The following is a 16,385-nucleotide window of genomic DNA, read 5'->3' on the forward strand; positions in this document are numbered from 1 at the left end:
ACGCGCCGTCGGATGTTTGATTTTGGATGTAGCGAGGTACGCTTGTGATGAAGACAGGAAGACCAAAACGCCTCAAGCTGGAGCAGCGCATTGAACTGGCGCGGCGCTACCATGCAGGTGAAACCCCAAAGGTCTTGGCCGAAGCCTACGGCGTCTCGCGCAGGCATGTGACGCGGCTTGCCAAGGAAGAGCAGGGTGAAGGTCTCGCTGTGCGTGATCCCTCTGAGCGGGTCAGTTTCCGCGCCTCAGCGTCAGAGCTCGCAGCCTTTGATGCGGAGTGGCAGACACGTGGTTTTGCCAACCGCTCGCAAGCCCTCAATGCAGTGTTGCGTGGGCGGTGTGGGCTCCTTGATGTGCCGCGCGATTTGGTTGCTGAATTCTGTGCCAGTTGGCGACAAGCCAAGGATGTCAGTGATGCCGGTTTGGCGCTCGCAAAGGCTGTGCATCGCGGCAAGATTTCCGTGTCGCTTGAGGACCGCGCATTGCTTGTAGACCTGCTTGATCTTGCGCAGAGCATGAGCCGTGAGCTCGGCCAGATAAAGGATGCAGCGCAGGTCAGGCGCAAGCAGGATTGGCCGTTAAAGGAAGAAGGGGATGCTGCCCTGCGGGCGCATCCAGAAGAGCCTGCGCGGGCAGCATCCGGGCTGCGCTTGGTGGCCGGAGAGGGCGGCCGCGAAGGGGCGCGGGTGTCGGTAGCTTTGGCTCCAGCTGGAGGGGTTGCGTCGAAGGCAAGCGATGCCGTTGTTGATCGGAACATCTCCAATGGCTGATCCGCTTGCCCTCTACAGCTCTGTCATGGGGAAGCTCTGGGAGGATGAGCGGATCCGGGGCAAAGCAGCGGCGCGGATTGATGCGCGCATCGCGGGTCGGCGGCAGGGGCGCAGCTTTGGGCGCGTGGGATCGATGTCAGCGCGCAACGTCGCCAAGGCCGCCAGTGGTCAAAGCCGCGCGGCCGTGTTCAAGCGGATCAGGGCAGGGGGCTGCAAGACGCAGGCCTCTCTTGGCAATCAGCTTGCCTATATCAATGACAAGGCAGTCTATACCTATTCAACCATGACCAATGCCCTGACCGAAGACGCGGTGCTGTCTGAGGATCAGAAGGCCGACATCATCGAGGCTTGGTCCGAGACATGGCGCGGATCGACCAAGCTCGGTTTCACCTCGCATATGCTGCTGTCGTTTCCAACGGACGTCACCGTCGATCAGGTGCGCGATATTGCGGTGGATTGGACAGAGCATTTCTTTGAGAGCGGTGAGTATGGCGATCAGTGGGATTACGTTCTCGCCGTACATGACGACCGCGCCCACAAACATGCTCACATCATTCTGAACAATCGCGGCCTCGATCAGGGCACGTGGTTTTCTTGCTGGGCCGAAGGCGTGATGTCGCCGCAGCTGATGCGCGAAAAGCAGGCCGAGATCGCCGAAGGCTACGGCGTCATGCTCGATGCCACCACGCGGCTTGAGCGCGGCATCTTTGAGAAGCCCGCAGGCCTCGCTGAAATCTACCGCGCCAAAGAAGAAGCACGACTGCCGCGCGAGATCATCATGACGGCTGAGCAGTCTGCCGTCGCACAAGCCCAAGTCGTGGGCTTTGCCAAAGACTACACCGAGTTTGCAGACCTGCTGGACCGCATGGATCAGCGCCATCTGGCCCGCGCCGTGCGTGGCATGGCCAACAACCTTGGCACAGTCACCCCGTGGAAGTTCACCGAAGGAGAGATCGATATGAAAGACATCAAAACCGTCGGTGATGCCATCGACTATTCTGAGCGCACGATTGAAGCGTTGCGGCTGAAGGCCGAAGAATTGGATGTAACCGAACGCGCAGCGTTTGAGGCAAAGGCCGCTCCTGTCATCGCAGATCTGTCGCAGATGGTGCCCGACCCAGAATTGCGGACCCGGTTTGGTAAGCAGCTTGAAGAGCCCTATCCGCCTGGTGCAGGAAGCGAGGTGCTGATCGCAGCACTGCAATCGGGCAATGGCGATGGCTTGAAAGATGTTCTCGCGCAGGCTGATGAGGCGGGCATGGATGGTGACGAGTTGGTCGCACGCATCACAGCTGGCGGCACCAAGAATTATGGCATGGCGCAGGACTGGGTTGAGCGTGATATGAATGCCGTCCTGAGCAAAGACGGGCTGACGGTCGAGAGTGCCAGTGATGAGCAACTCGATAGGGCCTTGGAACGTGTGGACGGGGTTATGGAAGCCCTGACCGAGCGGGCCAAAGAACTGGGCGTCGCAATTGGACTCGGCCTTGCAGAGGAAGAAGCGGCAGACCTGCCTTTGATTGATGAGGATGATCGCAGCCCCAATACCTATCTGCAGGATTTGGCGGATATGCTGCGCGACGGGCAGTTGTCGGAAGCCCAAGAAGAAACCGTTGAGCGCACCTTGCAGGCCGAGTTGTTCAAAGAGCTGGGTGAGGAAGGCCTCGGCGAGCTGCGGCGTGGGAACTATGAAGTCCTTGATGACGTGTTGCCCAGCAAGATCGATCAGATCACCGTCACGCAAGAATTCTTGGAAATGACCTTCGAAGAAACCGGCGACCAAGTGTTCACCGATCGCGCATCCAGTCTGCAGCAGGACAAGGCAACCGAAGTGGCGCAGCTCAAAGGGCAGCAAGAGGCTCAGGCCTTGGGCAAAGATCTCGGGCGCGATCGTGGTCTCGACGACGATATGGAATTCTAGAGCGAGGATGAACAGATGAACAAAGCATTTCCTCTTTGGGCTGCCCTGCCCTTTGGCGCAATCTGCGGCGCGATCCTCGGGACAATCGTTGCCAGCTTCTATCTAACCTTGGCGCTGCGCACGGGGTTTGGGAATTTCGACATGTTGGCGGTTTGGAATGCCAGCACGGGATTGCGCGCGGCACACCCCGAAGCGTTCAAGGTGGCTTACGGTGCCGTTGGCTTTGGATCCCTCGGGCTCGGTGGTCTTGCGCTTGCATGGACCTGGAAGAAAGAACGCGATGACTATGGTTCAGCCCATTGGCAAACCAAAGCCGAGCTTATGAAAAACGACATGCTCCACGAACCAGGGGAGGGGTTTGTCTGCGGCAAGCTCGGACTGCCAAGGTCAAAGGGCGGGTTCATTTCCTCCGCGGCCATTCCGCATGTGATGATGGTGGCCCCAACGCGGGCCGGTAAGGGTGTTGGCTTCGTGATACCGAACTTGATGGCCTTCGCAGGCTCGGTTGTGGTGCTCGATGTCAAAGGCGAGAACTTTGAGAAAACCTCTCGTTTGCGCGCGCTCAATGGAGATGAGGTCTATCGCTTCAGCCCCTTTGATTGGTCCAATGCCACGCATCGCTACAATCCGCTGTCGCGCATCGCCAAAGCACCAACCTTTGCGCAGCGGTTCACCGAAGTCAGCATCTTGGCCGATCTGTTCCTCGATAAGGATAACAAGACGCTGGATACGTTCTCTGAAGCGGGCAAGTCGATCTTTGTGGCCGCCTGTCTGCTGGCGATCCAGCGGGGGACGGCAAACCTTGGCGAAGTGAACAAGATCGTTGCGGGCGGTGAGTACAAGAATGCGCAATACAAAACCTATGCCGATGAGGCCGAGGAAGCCATTCTACGGGAGCTTTGGACCAACGCGGCGAGTGCGTCATCGCGATTGCTGACGTCGAATATTCAGGCGCTGATGACTGCGGGTCTAAAGCAATGGGACAATCCGGCGGTACGCTCAGCCACGCAGGACAGCGATTTTGACTTTGCGACGTTCCGCAAGACGCCGCAGTCGCTCTATATTGCGGTGTCTGAGGATCATATCGCGACGCTGGCACCACTGTTGCGGCTAATGTTCGCGGACTTGATCGCGTCAATCCGGTTGAAAGAGCCGGGACCAGACGAGCCATGGCCCGTTATGATGATGATTGATGAATTCCAGCAGATGGGCGCGATGCCATATCTGGAGCGCGCGATCCATTCGTTGGCGAGCTACGGTGGCAGGGTGGCGATGATCGCGCAGTCCCTGGCGTCGCTGGATCGGATTTATGGATCTGAAGGTCGCGAGAGCTTGGAGAACGGGGCAGGGCTGAAGCTTTACATCACGCCGCGGGATCAGCGGACGGTGAAGGAGGTGTCGGCTGCCGTGGGGAGCACAACGCGGGAAGCTGTGACGCGGATGTATGGGCGGAACAAGGGGATATTGGGTGCGACCTCGACATCGGCGCGATTGGAAGAGCGGCCGTTGTTGTCAGAAACTGAGGCGCGTCTGATGGATCCTGATGAGGTGATCATTCTCGCTTCACCGCAGCATCCGATCAAAGCGCAAAGGGTGAAGTATTTCGATGATCCGGTGTTTAAGGCGATGGACGCCAAACAGAAGGACATGCCGTTTCCTTATCCGCCAAGTGTGGAAGGTGTTGGGCCATGGGGTGTCGGAAGTGACGAAGACAGAGCGCAGGGGGCGAATGATACCGCGGGCCATCCGCCGGCGCGAGAACGTGCGGAACGGCGCGAGGCGCGGGGGATGCGGGTCATGGCCGAAGGGGTTGAGATGGAGCAGCAGCCTACGCCGGAGACGTTGGAGCGCGAGGCGGATGTACCGAAGGCTTGGGAGCGAACGCTAGATATGCGGGAAGAGATGATTGAGGAGATGTTAGGGGAATAGAACCTACCGTCGCGACCAACAGCGGACGTTGGAGCAAGCCATAGCGAATTCACAAATTGAGCCCAATGCGGAAGTGTAAGAAACCTGCTGCATGCGCTCGCAGGAAAAGAATTGTAGCACAGCGGAAGAACTTGGCGCTGCAGCGCAGCCAGAAGATCGGTCGTTCGAACGTTTTGCAGCGAGATCCATATGGGTAAAGCAGACTTGTGCAGCTACTGCGATGTCTCACACCGAAATCCGCCGCTTTTCAATCGGAGCGTTTGCGGCCGCGCAGCAGATCCACAAGGCTGATCATCAATCAGTTCTGATCTCAACAGATTTCAATTTGCCCATTTGCTGGGGCCGATTTCGAAGGCCGGGACGCAGAGTTTTTCAACCAGTTGACACTGAACAGGATGCGAAATCAGAATTGTCAAAGACAAATCTGCATTTACAGCAATGGGAATGCGGCCGATTCAATTGCGCGGCCCGAGACAAATCACGCCCGCATCACCAGGTCGAAGTTAGCCTAGTCGTTAAACTCCGGACCCGCTTGTTTCGCTCTGGTTAGGTGGTCCCGCAAGGCCGCAGACGCGCCGACGAGATCCTTGCGATCAAGATTATCCAGTATCCCGATATGCTCCAGACAGGAGTCTGTCAGACGTCCGGCATCTATCAACGACTGGTACTCCATCAAGCGACGCAAACGGTTCTGATGCGCGACGGCCTGAACGACAAAACGATTGTTGGAGCATTTTGCAAGGAATTCGTGGAAGTCCTCATCCAGCCGGATGATTTCAGCCAAGTTGTGTTGGCGTCGCCCACCCAGCACTCTCTCATGGCGGGTGCGCAGGCTTTCCGCCCGGTCCGCGTCATATCTGAACTCCGGGCTCAGAAGCGCGGCGGGCTCGACCATAGCCCGGAAATCAAAACTTTCATCATGGGCGGATGCTGAATTCAAAGTGGGTTCGAACTGCCAGCCGTAACCCGGCATGCGCGAAACTAATCCCTCTTCAGCGAGCGTGCCCAACACCCGCGAGGCAGTCATCTTGCCAAGGTCGTAGCGGGTTCTGATTTCACCCTCGGACACTTCCTTGGGAACTTTCCCATTGAACCAGTCCTTGGCAATCTGCTCTTTCAGCTTCTCATCGTCCTCTTTTGGCAACTGCTTGATCGTCTTCAAAGCGACTGAGGCAGGGGCAACCACAAAGAAACCTCTGTTTGCCAGCTTCTCGACCGCGCCGAGACCTACAAGAAAGTTCAGGGTTGCACGTATTGGGGTTCTGGACACTCCAAACTGTTCGGAAAGTTCGACCTCACGCAGGTGATGGCCCGGTTTGATCTCGCCGTCCGCCACAAGTTGCAATAACTGCCGGGCAAGGCGGACCTGTAAATCGCTTTTTGAGGCCTTGGCGTTCATGGTGCTTCCAATTGCATTTCTCATGCGGGATAACACAATGTCCCGCCATTGAAAAAGGCCTATTGCGGCAGCATATCGAAAGGTGTTTCATCATTGAAACGCCGCAACACGTTGGCCGTCATTCTGGCGATTTCATTGTCGTAGCTGTTCCAGGCCATGGCGCCTGCCCAGGCAATCGAGCCTGTGGAAAAGACAGCGCCGCCGCCGATGGTTTCGAAAAAGGTCAGATCGGCACGGATGATGTCCGCCTGTGTCCCACTCCAGTCCGGGGTTGGATCCAACAGGTCTTCGGGGGTCATCAGGTAGATGTCGGTATGCCGGGTGGACGATGCCAGAACCAGCGCGTGTCCGGGTGTGCCTTGCACCGCATCTGCCCGGTCGACTTCAAGACCTGCAGCCCCGCCACCCGCAAGTCCGAAATCGCCGATTTTTGGTCCCTCGATCCCATCGAAAATGAACGCCACGCGCGGATTGGTGGCCTCGGGGCTGAGCACATAAGGTTCCGACACATCGAAACCCTGAGAGGTCATGCCAACGCCGCACAAATGGTTCGGCGGATGGTCATTGCGCCGCCACAATCCTCCGTATTCACCGGTAAAGCCGTGATAGAATTGGCCGTGCCCGGGCTCCCAGGGTCGGATCCCGGCCTCAGAGCGACGGCATTCCATGATACCGGGCATGTCTTCGTTGAAGCTGACCACCCAGTAAAAGCCATTGCCACCCAGATACATCAACCGACCGCCGCGATCGGTGAAACCTTGCAGGGCCTCGACCATGTTGCGGGTGTAATACTCGGGATGGGTGCCGGTCAGGATGACGTTATAGCGCTGCAACAACCTCAGGCCGTCTTCGTGCATGTCTTCGTCGGTGATGACGTCATAGTCCTGTTCAATGGCATCCAGCCAGCCAAGAATATGCGTGTCGGCATTGAACTGCCAGATATTGGAGCCAAACCCACCAAGGAATGATTTCACCTTTGGTTGCAGGTCAACAATGGGGCGTAGACGTGAGCTGTGGAAAACCCCCATTTCGTCATCATGGGTCTCATAGACTGAAAATCCGATGCCGGGGTTGTCCTGCAGGAACATGTGGTGGTGATCAAGCTCGACCGCGCGGCCCATGCCGATTTCAGTACCCGGCACATCCATGCCCAGCCGGTGGTTGGCATAGGCCAGATAGCTGCAGGTGGGGAAAAGGAAGGCGACCTTGTTGCCCGATGGCTTGTTGCGTGGGGGACGGACGGCAAAGACGCAATAATAGGCGTTATCTTCATCGCCATCTGGCACCAGCCGTACCGAATAGACACCACTTTTCAAATCCTTGGGGATTGTGAGTGAGAAATCCACGTCCCAGCCGGCGTCATACATGTCCGTCGAATGGAAATGGATCGCCGAATAAAGATCCGGGCGCAGTTTCCAATCCAGCTCTTGCCCCTTCCAGAGCCAACCCGTCATCGCGCGGGTGGGGGCGTTGTGGATTTGGCCATGCAGTTGATAGGGCGAGATGTCGCAAATGGTCTGCGTTGTCATCTTGTGTGAGAAATCCCATGCCCCGAGCAAAGAGCGTTGCCGCCGCAGCAATGCGAAATCGCCAAGCAGGTTTCGCAGTGTTTCGGGGGCAACAACGGTGTTGAACAAGGCCGGGCGGTCTACGCGGCCGTCCAGAAAGCCTGTCAAGGCGCCGTCTGGCCCACGGGTTGCTGCGATGATGCATTCCTTTGCGGTTTCACCTGTTCGATCCAACGGGGCTGAAATGACTTCCGCGCGCGGCGGCTCGCTTGCCGCGTCGTGATCCTGTGACATGGCCAGCGACAGTAAACCATCGCTTTTTGAATAGCTCAAAGAGACGATATGCCAATGTTCGGTCGAAAGTGGCGTAGCGCTGGTCAGACACGCCCCACCCGCCACGCCGGTCAGTCGGCCCTTTTCATCGATGCCAATCTCGGCAAGGCCCGGAAGGGCGATGATACTACGCCTGCGCCCATCAAGCAGAGAGGGTTTCACAACCGCCGCGAGGGTAAATTCGTCGATCTGACCAAGGGCGTCCAAATCGGGAATCAGCACGCACGAGCCAGGCAGAAAGGGCTTGGCGATGGCATCACGCGCGCCGCCGAGATCGAGGTCGATCAGCTTGTCTTTGTAGCCTGGACCGTCGGGATTGGTATCACCTTGGATGATCTGGCGGAAATCGGGGCGGTAGGATTTAGCCCCGAACGAACTGACCATCACGTCAATGGTCTCACCTGGCTCTACAGTCAGTTTGTTTGTATATCCAACTATTGGCAGCATTCTAGTTCCCCTTATCCGGTCTGCGACAACAGGGCGTCGACGTCCTGACCCGTCAGATCCATCCAGCGGCGTTTGAAAATATCGCGCTCAGCCTCCAGCAAGTCAAAATAGACCACGCCCTCGACCATCTCGACCTTGGATCCGCGAGCTTTGGGCAGCTTGCCCAGTCGCCATTTTGAATGGCGCTCCTCGATCACCAAAATGTATTTGAAAGCCCAGTCCGCCCCACGCATCCGGTTCAGCACGCGCTGCAGCCCGGGGCTGTGATAGCCGATCGGCTGTGCCAGAAATTCGCGGGCAAAAGGATGGTCACTGTCTGAAATCTGATAGCGCGCCATGCGGTTCTCCTAGGAAAAGACCGGGGCAATGGCTTTGCCCCGGCAAGTTGCAGGGAGGTTCTGTTGATTTCGCAGCCACGAGGGTGACGGCTGGCATTGGCAATCTTCGCGGCAGGTCATCGTTCCGATACCTCATCATAAAGATGGCAAAAGACCTTGCCGCCACCGGCGCTATAGGCTTGTGGCAGCGTTTCGCCACACATTGCCATGCGCTCGGGGCAGCGTCCGGCCAATGGGCAACCTGTCGGGGATGCGCCTTTGTCGTCCACTTCAAGGTGGACGGTATCATCATCAATCAGGCCACTGGCGGCCTGAAGCCCGCGCGTATAGGGATGACGCGCCCGTCCATAGAGCAGCCGCCGCCCACAGTCTTCCATGATCCGGCCATGATAGAGCACGACCACCCGGTCGCAGACATAGCGAGTCGCGGCTAGGTCGTGCGATATGAACAGGGCCGCGAAACCGACGCTTGCCTGCAATTCCTTGATCAGGTTCAGGATCTGCGCCTGTACCGACACATCAAGCGCGCTGACGGCCTCGTCAAACAGGATGAACCTGGGCTTAGTAATCAGTGCCCTTGCGATGGACACCCGCTGTCTCTGCCCACCGGACAGCTCATTAGGAAACCGATCACCAACGCCGCTGGCCAATCCGACCCGTTCTAACATGCGATCGACTTGCTTGCGTGCCTCGGGGCCGTGCGCGTGCTGGTTAATCTTGAGCGGCTCTTCAACCGAAGTTGCCACTTTCAGCGCGGGGTTCAGCGAACTGCGCGGGTTTTGCAGCACGGCGGCAAGCTGCCCTTTGAGCTGCTTTCGGCCGAGTTGGTTGAACGGCGTGCCAGCAAATTCAATTTCCCCATTTGTCAGGCCCTGAAGGCCCAGACAGGCCCGGCCCAGCGTTGTCTTGCCGGACCCGGATTCACCGACAAGACCAAAGATCTGGCCGGGCTCAATATCGATACTGACATCCTGCAGGGCATGCACAACCGACTTTGCCCAGGGCGGGCCCGACGAAAACTGAACATCGGCATTGCGAACTGATATGACGCTGCTCATCGGGTGGCCTCCGCGTGAATGGCATCGATGCGACAACAGGAAACGGTGGACGATCCAACCTTGACTGGGGCAGGAAAATCACTGGTGCAAACATCGTCACGATGGGCACACCGGTCTGCAAAAGCGCAGGCGCGGTCCCTTGAAATCGAAAGCGGCGGCGCGCCTTCCAGGCTTTGTAACACGCCATCTTCTCCTTCATGCCCCGGCTCGGAAGCCAGCAGTGCAATCGGGTAAGGATGCAATGGTGAGGTGATGAACTCTGCCGCTGGCCCTATTTCTACGAAACGCCCGGCATACATGACACCAATGCGGTCGCAAAACCGCGAGATGATCGGGATATCATGGCTGATGATTAGCATCGCCGCGCCGATTTCGCTGCACCATTTGGTCAAGAGTTCCATAACACCGCTGCGGATGGACGCATCCAGTGCCGCGGTTGGCTCATCCGCGATCAAAAGCTTTGGCATGCGCATCAGGGCCATCGCAATCACAACCCGTTGCGCCATGCCGCCCGAAAGTTGATGGGGAAAGCTCGACAACACGCGCTGATGATCGCCTAGCCCGACATGATTCAAGGCGTCGATGGCCTTTTGCTTCCAGTCGGATGAGCCTAAGAGCCGACGATACTGTTTGCCCAATGTCTTGGTCGGATCAAGCACGCTCATCGGGTCCTGAAAGACATAGGCGATATCGTTGGAGCGATAGGCGCGCAGTGTTTTGCCAGACAGCGCGAGCACGTTGTGCCCGGCAACCTCAACCAAGCCGGATTCAACCTGCCCGGCGGGCCCTAGCAGGTGGCCAATCACCGATGAGAAGGTGGATTTGCCGCAGCCGCTTTCACCGACAATGCCAAACACTTCGCCCGGAGCCAAAGACAGCGAGACATCAAGCAGAGCGGTCACCTCACGCGTCTTGGTGTGATAGGACACGGTCAGGTTTTCAACGGTCAGAAGGTCGCTCATTGTCTCAATCCTCCAGGCTACGGGCGCGCACCGGGTCGAAAAACACCCGCATGCCTTCACCGATCAGATTGACGCTCCAGATTGCCAGCACCAGAAACAGCGCGGGCGCAAAAACCAGCCAAGGGGCAAATGTGATATAGAGACTGCCCTCGCGCAGCAGCGATCCCAGTGATGCAGCAGGTGGTTGGGAACCAAGACCAAGAAAGCTCAGCGCGCTTTCAACCAGCATCCCGACCGAGATTGAATAGGCGACCTGGGTGACGACTGGCACCGCGATATTGGGCAGAATATGTACTAGCAATTGCCGCGCAGGCGACGCCCCGGACAGTTTTGAAATTGTCACGAAATCGGCGCCCGTGACATCCATCGCAGCCGCACGCACCACCCGGACCATGGGCGGAAGAGTAACCAAGATGATCGCGCAGATTGCGGCAAATTCGCCAGGGCCGATGATGGCGGTGATCAACAGGCCCATCAGCACGGCTGGAAACGAGAACACGATGTCCGACAGGCGGCTGATGATCTCGTCCAGCACCTTTCCGGAATAGGCGGCGATCAGGCCGATCACGATCCCGGCCAGTGCGGAACACAACACCGCCGTTGTAGCCAACAAGATCGTCACCTGAATGCCCTGCAGGACGCGCGACAACATATTGCGGCCCAGATTGTCGGATCCGAAAACAATGTCGGCGGATGGTGGCGAGAGCCGTGGATAGGCGGCCACCTGATCGGGTGGATCTATGGGCAACAACGGCGCCAACAGGGCGGCGAGGATCAGGGTGGCCATGGTCAGCGAGGCAAACCCAGCCAGCCTGTCGGCGCGGTGGAACTCCAGCCAGTGATGGATCAAAGGGCGCAAATTCATATTGTTACCCTTTGCGAAGCCGCGGATCGATCAGCCCATAGGCGATGTCGGCGGTCATGTTGATAAAGACAACGGCGCAGGCAATCACAAGAACGGTCGCCTGAACGATTGGGTAGTCGCGATTGAGTAACCCCTGGACCAAAAACCGGCCCATCCCCGGCACCGAATACACGTATTCGACAATGATGGCGCCGCCGATCAGATAGCCAAGGTAGATCGACAGGGTGGTCACCAGTGGGTTTGAGATGTTGCGCAAAACGTGGCCTTGAACGATTTCTCTGGGTTCTTCTCCGCGCGCCAGAGCGGCCATGATGTAGTCTTTGGATAGAATCCCGATCACCGCGTTGCGTGTCGTTGTAATGAATAGCCCGATCCCGACCGCCGACAAGGTCACCGCTGGCAGGATGATCGACCGGATATGCCCTCCGAAATCTTCCTGAAACGGCACCCATTGCCCCACCGTCAGGCCAAGCGAGTAGCGCGAAAAAACAAACAGGAACACGCTGGCGATTACAAAATCCGGGACGCTCATGATAAAGCTTCCCAGCACCCGGGCGATGCCGGATACGCCCGCGCGGCGATGGGCCAGACCGGACCACAACCCCAACGGAATTCCGATCACCGCAGAGGTAAAGGTGGCCAGCAAAGCCAGCTCGATTGTCACCGGAACACGGCTTGCAAAACTGTCCACAATTGGATCCTGCGTGATCAGAGAAATCCCCAGATCGCCGGTGGCAACCGACCCAAGCCATTTGGCGTATTGGATCGGAAGCGGTTGATTTAGACCAAATTTCTCGGCGATTTGCTGGCGCAGCTCCTCTGGTCCGCGCGGCGCAAGAACGTCTTCGAAACTGCCTGGCAGCATGTGGATTGCCAGAAAAATGAAGATCGACACGCCGATCAGGGTCAGCAGCGCACTGCCGACCCTGAAAGCGATGAATTTGAGAAGCTGCGTCATCGCTTACATCAACTCGAAGGTTTCGACGTTGCGCAGCGTGTGCACATAGCCCTCAAGATGCGCGAGCTTGGCTTTCAGCTTGTCACTGCGATAGGCAATGGTGTCCTGCCGCGTGACCAGAGGTATCACGTTGGCCGATTCATCAATTTTGGCACAAAGATTCTGCAACACTGCGCCACGGGCCTCGCCGCCTGTTTGATATGCCGCGTCAATCGCCGCGTTGATGTCATCGTTGTTTTCAACGTGACCGGCGGTGAAACCTGCCACACCCGGATTCCACCAAAGGGTTGAAATGGCGGGGTCAGCGTAACCGGCATACCAGGTGATCATGGCCTCGAATTTACTAGGATTGTCGATCCAGGCGCGCTGCACCCAGATGCCTTCATCAACCACCGCGATATTGGCGGTCAGGCCGATTTTGGCGACGCCTTGCGCGATGACCTGTGCCATCTGGATATCTGCCGGGATGTTGCGCACCAACAGCTCAAAGCTCAGGTCTTCATTGCCGCTTTCGGCAAGCAGCTGGCGCGCGCGGTCCAGATCCTGCCCAAAGAGAGGCAGCTTTGACGTATCACAGGCCTTGTGCGCCGGGGCCATGACGGCGGTTGGCTGTCCGCCACCACCAAGCGCGATATTGGCGATTAGTTCGCGGTCCAGCGTCAGAGCAACGGCCTGACGCAGTTTGATATCTTTGAAAGGCGAATCCTCCGCGACCGCGTTCAGGCCAAGGATGTAGTAGTTTGTAACGTCTTCGACATTCACCTCGACATTGGCGACGCCGCGCAACAAAAGCCCTGCGTCGGGGCTGGCCTCGAAGCTGGCAATATCAATCGAGCCGTCGCGCAATTGCGCAATCCGGGTGTTATCACTGGGCACGATCTTGACAACGATCCGGTCGATTTTCGGAAGCCCCTGCTGATAGTAATGTGGGTTGCGTTCCAGAACCCAGTTGTCGTCCTGTTCATGCGACACAATTTTGTACGGCCCGCTGCCTAGCATATCCTTGGACACATCAAGCTCGCCGCTTTCCACCAACGACATCGGCAGGATCGAACACATGGTCGCCGCCAGCGCCGCAATCAGTGGCGTGTGCGGTTCCTGAAGGGTAACGCGCACTTGGTTGTCGCCAACCGCAACAACATCATCGATCATGCCCATCGGGCGCACCCACCACGACCCGGTCGCCGGATCCTGAACCCGCTTGAGGCTGCCAACAACGTCGGCAATCGTCAGATCGGCACCGTTGGAGAACTTCACCCCGGACCGGATGGTAAAGAGATAGCTGGTCGGGCTTTCCTGTTCCCAGCTTTCGGCGATGGCCGGGATCGGATTGAGCTCTTCATCAACATCGATCAGGCTGTCATAGACCAGATGCAGCATCTGCCAGGAAGAACCAAGGATCGCCGTGTGCGGATCAAGCATCGTGGTTTCCAGCGGCTTGGCCCATGTCATGGTCGAGGCGCCTTGCGCATAAAGAGCGCCAGGAACGCCCGTCGCCGAGGCCGCCGCAAGACCGGTCATGGCTGCAGTGCGCAGAAAGCTGCGTCTGGTCAGGGCAGACCTGAGGTCTTCAGCGCTCAGATCAGCGGAATGGTGTTCATTGGTCATAGGTGCCTCCCTTTGGCATTTTAATGTTATCTCAGATTGTCCACGAGGCCGCGCGCTTCGTTCACCACGGCCTCTTGATGCGGTTGCAGATCCTGCCCACCAAACGCCGACACATATTCATCGAAGGGATCGGTGATGTTCGTTTTGATACCGGACAGCGTTTCCATCACAGCCAGACCGCAATAGGGTGCCAATGCGCGGGAATAACCACCCTCGTGCAGCATCGCGATGCGCCCCTGGCAAAGATCGTCGGCACACTCCATCAACTGTTTGGTCAGGTTGGCGTAAACGCTGCTGTGCAACATCAGCCGCGCCAGCGGATCAAGCCCGCAGGCATCAAATCCGGAGCACACGACAATCAGCTGCGGTTTGTAGGCCTGCAGCGCCGGAATGACGACACGGTCGAACGCGGCCTGATAGGCACCCCGCCCGGATCCCGGAGGCAGCGGGACATTTATGTTATTGCCTTCGCCGCGACCTTCGCCGATCGACGACATTGCACCGCTATCGAGAGGAAAGAGATTGTCCTGATGCAACGAAATGGTCAGGACCGAAGGGTCTTCATAGAAAATCTCTTCCGCACCATTGCCGTGGTGCGCGTCCCAATCCACGATGGCGACACGATCCAGTTGGTATTTCTCCTGCATTTCGCGAATGGCGATTGATGCATTGGCAAAGATACAAAACCCCATGGCCTCGGTCGGGCGCGCATGGTGCCCTGGAGGACGCACCAGGGCATAGCCGTTTTTCATCTGGCCATTCAGAACGCCATCCATGATCGCGATGCTGCCACCGGTCGAGACTCGGGCGATGTCAAATCCCTCATTTCCTATGAAGGTATTCAGACCGACTTCCGCGCCGCCCGATTTGCTGGCCTCTTCGATGCCTGAAATGTAGCTGTCAGGATGGACGCGCGCGATCTGCGAAATCTCGGCAGGCTCAGGCTTGATCAGAATTAGTTGGTCCAAGAGACCGCTGACATCCAACAGGTTGCGGATACGCCGTTTGGTTTCAGGCTCTTCGGCATGCCGGTCTGGCTGTACGTCAAGCCCGGCCGGCACGAAGGAACTGACATTCCCTGCATCGTGCCACATACAAATCTCGTGATAAACCAAACCCGTTGCCATCTGGCCCTCCCATTTCGCCGGATATCTAAAAAGCTTAGGGGCCGCGAAACACAGGCGTTATGATCAGAATCTCTTAAGTCTGGTTCTGGAGTCTCATCGCGGTCCGCTCGCTACTTCCCGGGGCGACTGGCCCCTTGCTGAACCTCTGTCGGGCTAATCCCGAACGCGGTTCTAAAGGATTTTGAGAAATGCGAATGATCCAGAAATCCGACCTTGAAAGCAATCTCGCCAATATTCGAGTTTTGCCCCTCTGAGGACCTTAGCAGTTCGTAAGATTGCGCGAGGCGCGTGTCGCGCAAGGTGCTTCCGAATGTCAGATTGAAACTGCCAAAGGCGCGGTGCACGTGCGAGACCGACATTCCCATGTCTTGTGCCGCCGTCCGCGCAGACAAGTCTGTGTTGGCATAATTCTGTTCGATATAGTCGATCAGCCGCCCCAAATGGCCGTCATTGCCATCAACATTGGCCTGTATCCGCTCGGCGCGCAACAACAACAGGATGGTATCAATCACCTGCCTGCGCAGATCATGGCTCATCGCTTTTCTGGCGGAAACCGGAACCGATCCCACAGACTGCATGACCGAGGCCGCCATAGGAAATAGGACCGCGTCGGATTCAATGGCTTTGGCACAATGCAAATGGGCCAGCTTGTAACGATCTTCGACATCCGAAACCGGCAGGTGCAGGGTGATCGCGTTGCTCGGACTGAGACAGGAAAGCTCGTAAGGTTCGCCCGAGCGCAGCATGACGTATTGCCCCGCTGACAAGGTTCCCCAGCGCGCCAACTGATTGAAAAACATCTCGCCTTCCGTAACGAAGACAAACACAAAGTGTTCCGTGGTGTCGTGCGCAATGCTTTTGCGGGTGCGAAACCCCTTCGCTGTAGTGCTGCGAAATTTCGAGATGCAGACGTTTGACAGCGTTACGATCTCGATCTTTGCATCCAGCGCGTGTCGGTCGTCCTCAACAATATCCAGCGCATAGTAAGCATCTGACATCGAGGCGCGCCATTCTTCAAGGCGCGACGCCTTCGAGAACTCGGACGTGCAATAGATCAGATCTGCATGAATTGGCATCGCTCCCATAAGCAGCCCCCTATGGTCGAATTCGTCACTCCGGTTGAGCGGTTCCGCCTCATGGTTTGCGAAACAGCTCGATACTG

13 protein-coding genes are annotated in these 16,385 nt (G+C 57.4%); 3 read left to right on the forward strand and 10 right to left on the reverse strand.

Annotated elements, in window-relative coordinates:
- The first annotated feature begins 47 nt into the window (after window positions 1-47).
- Genes MED193_RS01620 through MED193_RS01630 form a run of 3 tightly spaced genes read left to right on the forward strand, consistent with a single transcriptional unit; the run spans window position 48 to window position 4,620 of the window.
- Complete coding sequence (locus MED193_RS01620; protein ID WP_009807881.1) at window positions 48-770, forward strand: helix-turn-helix domain-containing protein; 723 nt, start codon at window positions 48-50, stop codon at window positions 768-770.
- A complete protein-coding gene (locus MED193_RS01625) occupies window positions 763-2,691 on the forward strand; it encodes a relaxase/mobilization nuclease domain-containing protein (protein WP_009807882.1) in 1,929 nt (642 codons plus the stop codon). Before MED193_RS01620 ends, MED193_RS01625 begins: the two co-directional genes overlap by 8 nt.
- A 15-nt stretch (window positions 2,692-2,706) precedes the next feature.
- Window positions 2,707-4,620, forward strand: a complete 1,914-nt coding sequence (locus MED193_RS01630; protein WP_009807883.1) for a type IV secretory system conjugative DNA transfer family protein — start codon at window positions 2,707-2,709, stop codon at window positions 4,618-4,620.
- Between the two features lie 508 nt (window positions 4,621-5,128).
- Here MED193_RS01630 and MED193_RS01635 read toward each other — a convergent pair.
- The 10 genes from MED193_RS01635 to MED193_RS01680 all read right to left on the reverse strand — a co-directional run bounded on the left by MED193_RS01635 (window position 5,129) and on the right by MED193_RS01680 (window position 16,308).
- Window positions 5,129-6,019, reverse strand: coding sequence for a GntR family transcriptional regulator (locus MED193_RS01635; RefSeq protein WP_009807884.1), 891 nt, complete (start codon window positions 6,017-6,019; stop codon window positions 5,129-5,131).
- A gap of 59 nt (window positions 6,020-6,078) precedes the next feature.
- Window positions 6,079-8,307, reverse strand: coding sequence for a N,N-dimethylformamidase beta subunit family domain-containing protein (locus MED193_RS01640; protein ID WP_009807885.1), 2,229 nt, complete (start codon window positions 8,305-8,307; stop codon window positions 6,079-6,081).
- An 11-nt stretch (window positions 8,308-8,318) separates the two neighbouring features.
- Window positions 8,319-8,645 carry a hypothetical protein gene (locus MED193_RS01645; protein ID WP_009807886.1) on the reverse strand — a complete coding sequence of 109 codons (327 nt, stop codon included), beginning with the start codon at window positions 8,643-8,645 and terminating at the stop codon, window positions 8,319-8,321.
- Window positions 8,646-8,761: 116 nt separating this feature from the next.
- Window positions 8,762-9,703 (reverse strand): ABC transporter ATP-binding protein, encoded by a 942-nt coding sequence (locus MED193_RS01650; RefSeq protein WP_009807887.1) that lies wholly within the window; start codon window positions 9,701-9,703, stop codon window positions 8,762-8,764.
- Window positions 9,700-10,665 (reverse strand): ABC transporter ATP-binding protein, encoded by a 966-nt coding sequence (locus MED193_RS01655; RefSeq protein WP_009807888.1) that lies wholly within the window; start codon window positions 10,663-10,665, stop codon window positions 9,700-9,702. The genes MED193_RS01650 and MED193_RS01655 overlap by 4 nt, the downstream gene beginning before the upstream one ends.
- 4 nt (window positions 10,666-10,669) lie before the next feature.
- Complete coding sequence (locus tag MED193_RS01660) at window positions 10,670-11,530, reverse strand: ABC transporter permease (RefSeq protein ID WP_009807889.1); 861 nt, start codon at window positions 11,528-11,530, stop codon at window positions 10,670-10,672.
- Between the two features lie 4 nt (window positions 11,531-11,534).
- Window positions 11,535-12,488: an ABC transporter permease gene (locus tag MED193_RS01665; protein ID WP_009807890.1), complete on the reverse strand. Its 954-nt coding sequence runs from the start codon at window positions 12,486-12,488 to the stop codon at window positions 11,535-11,537.
- A 3-nt stretch (window positions 12,489-12,491) separates the two neighbouring features.
- Complete coding sequence (locus MED193_RS01670; protein WP_009807891.1) at window positions 12,492-14,096, reverse strand: ABC transporter substrate-binding protein; 1,605 nt, start codon at window positions 14,094-14,096, stop codon at window positions 12,492-12,494.
- 26 nt (window positions 14,097-14,122) lie between these two features.
- Window positions 14,123-15,223 carry a class II histone deacetylase gene (locus tag MED193_RS01675; RefSeq protein WP_009807892.1) on the reverse strand — a complete coding sequence of 367 codons (1,101 nt, stop codon included), beginning with the start codon at window positions 15,221-15,223 and terminating at the stop codon, window positions 14,123-14,125.
- Between the two features lie 110 nt (window positions 15,224-15,333).
- Window positions 15,334-16,308: a helix-turn-helix domain-containing protein gene (locus tag MED193_RS01680; protein ID WP_009807893.1), complete on the reverse strand. Its 975-nt coding sequence runs from the start codon at window positions 16,306-16,308 to the stop codon at window positions 15,334-15,336.
- Window positions 16,309-16,385: the final 77 nt, after the last annotated feature.

The organism is Roseobacter sp. MED193 (genome assembly GCF_000152965.1).
Classification (GTDB): Bacteria; Pseudomonadota; Alphaproteobacteria; order Rhodobacterales; family Rhodobacteraceae; genus Pseudophaeobacter.

What these genes read in the sequence shown, in the direction of transcription:
- MED193_RS01620 (WP_009807881.1), top strand. Translation starts at nt 48, where the DNA reads ATGAAGACAGGAAGACCAAAACGCCTCAAGCTGGAGCAGCGCATTGAA.
- MED193_RS01625 (WP_009807882.1), top strand. Translation starts at nt 763, where the DNA reads ATGGCTGATCCGCTTGCCCTCTACAGCTCTGTCATGGGGAAGCTCTGG.
- MED193_RS01630 (WP_009807883.1), top strand. Translation starts at nt 2,707, where the DNA reads ATGAACAAAGCATTTCCTCTTTGGGCTGCCCTGCCCTTTGGCGCAATC.
- MED193_RS01635 (WP_009807884.1), bottom strand. Translation starts at nt 6,019, where the DNA reads ATGAACGCCAAGGCCTCAAAAAGCGATTTACAGGTCCGCCTTGCCCGG.
- MED193_RS01640 (WP_009807885.1), bottom strand. Translation starts at nt 8,307, where the DNA reads ATGCTGCCAATAGTTGGATATACAAACAAACTGACTGTAGAGCCAGGT.
- MED193_RS01645 (WP_009807886.1), bottom strand. Translation starts at nt 8,645, where the DNA reads ATGGCGCGCTATCAGATTTCAGACAGTGACCATCCTTTTGCCCGCGAA.
- MED193_RS01650 (WP_009807887.1), bottom strand. Translation starts at nt 9,703, where the DNA reads ATGAGCAGCGTCATATCAGTTCGCAATGCCGATGTTCAGTTTTCGTCG.
- MED193_RS01655 (WP_009807888.1), bottom strand. Translation starts at nt 10,665, where the DNA reads ATGAGCGACCTTCTGACCGTTGAAAACCTGACCGTGTCCTATCACACC.
- MED193_RS01660 (WP_009807889.1), bottom strand. Translation starts at nt 11,530, where the DNA reads ATGAATTTGCGCCCTTTGATCCATCACTGGCTGGAGTTCCACCGCGCC.
- MED193_RS01665 (WP_009807890.1), bottom strand. Translation starts at nt 12,488, where the DNA reads ATGACGCAGCTTCTCAAATTCATCGCTTTCAGGGTCGGCAGTGCGCTG.
- MED193_RS01670 (WP_009807891.1), bottom strand. Translation starts at nt 14,096, where the DNA reads ATGACCAATGAACACCATTCCGCTGATCTGAGCGCTGAAGACCTCAGG.
- MED193_RS01675 (WP_009807892.1), bottom strand. Translation starts at nt 15,223, where the DNA reads ATGGCAACGGGTTTGGTTTATCACGAGATTTGTATGTGGCACGATGCA.
- MED193_RS01680 (WP_009807893.1), bottom strand. Translation starts at nt 16,308, where the DNA reads ATGGGAGCGATGCCAATTCATGCAGATCTGATCTATTGCACGTCCGAG.